1 protein-coding gene is annotated in these 1047 nt (G+C 39.9%); it reads left to right on the top strand.

Going from position 1 to position 1047, the window contains the following annotated elements:
• Nucleotides 1-919 (top strand): vWA domain-containing protein (locus L4C33_RS22425; RefSeq protein WP_428814583.1); only part of this gene is annotated, 919 nt, incomplete at its 5' end.
• Between the last annotated feature and the right edge of the window lie 128 nt (nucleotides 920-1047).

Here is a 1047-nt window from a genome sequence, read left to right on the forward strand (position 1 = left end):
GTATGATATTTCTATTACTACGATGCATGAGGCTTGGTTTCCTGGTAGCGAAAACTTTATTGGATTAGACGAAAAGTATTCAGTAAGCCACGCCGGCACAGCGAGAAAGTATCAAGGTGATTCCATAGATATTGCTTTTGTGACTGATTTTTCGGGTTCAATGGATTACTGGTGGGGTACAAAGAAAAAATATCAAGAGGTACAAGATATAATTTCAAACGTGCTTGTTGAATTGGAGAAGTTTAATCAAGAAAACGCTTCGCCGGACGAGCTGAATAAGGTCGCCCTGATCCCTTTCGCTGAATATTCTGTCGATGCAGTAGGCGATAATTGCAAAGGTAGTCGGAGTAAGAGAAAAATCTATTATTCTGACCAAATTGTCTATGGAGGCAATAAAAAACAGAGGGCGAAAAATACAGTTGCCGATTTATGGCAAGTAAAAGGATCTGATGAACGCTGCGATAAAGCTTCAAAATACGATTATTACACTACTCCATTGACGTCTGACTTAGCGAGCGTTGAGCGTGATATTAATAGTTTTTCACCATATGGAGGGACTGCCTCTTATCAAGGCATTATTCGTGCTGCTCAGGTTTTAAAAGCTACGAATGATCCAAACCCAAGGAGGTTGATCGTTATTCTTTCTGATGGTGACGACAACGATTCGGATATGACTAGTGCGTTGGTAGAAAAGGGGATGTGCACTGAAATTATCGATGGGCTGAGTGCTGACAGAACTGTTTCTGGGCGTCCAGTGACTGCACAACTTGCTTTGATTGGATTTACTTATGATGTCAGCGACAACAAAGCATTAGCTCAATGTGTTGGCGAAAGCAACGTTTACGATGCCTCTAACCCAGATGAACTATTGGAAATTATTCTCAACCTGATTTCAGAAGAAATTGGACATATTAAGTAGTAGGAAAGTTCATGAATCCACTAAAGTATTTATTTATTACTCTCATCTTCTTCGTGTATAGCACTGTGAGTGTAGCTGAAGAAAAAGAATCCATGTTTAACGAGTATTGTGCAAAAGAAGGGACAGAT

The sequence above is a fragment of the Vibrio makurazakiensis genome, from assembly GCF_050337375.1.
GTDB classification, from domain to species: domain Bacteria; phylum Pseudomonadota; class Gammaproteobacteria; order Enterobacterales; family Vibrionaceae; genus Vibrio; species Vibrio makurazakiensis.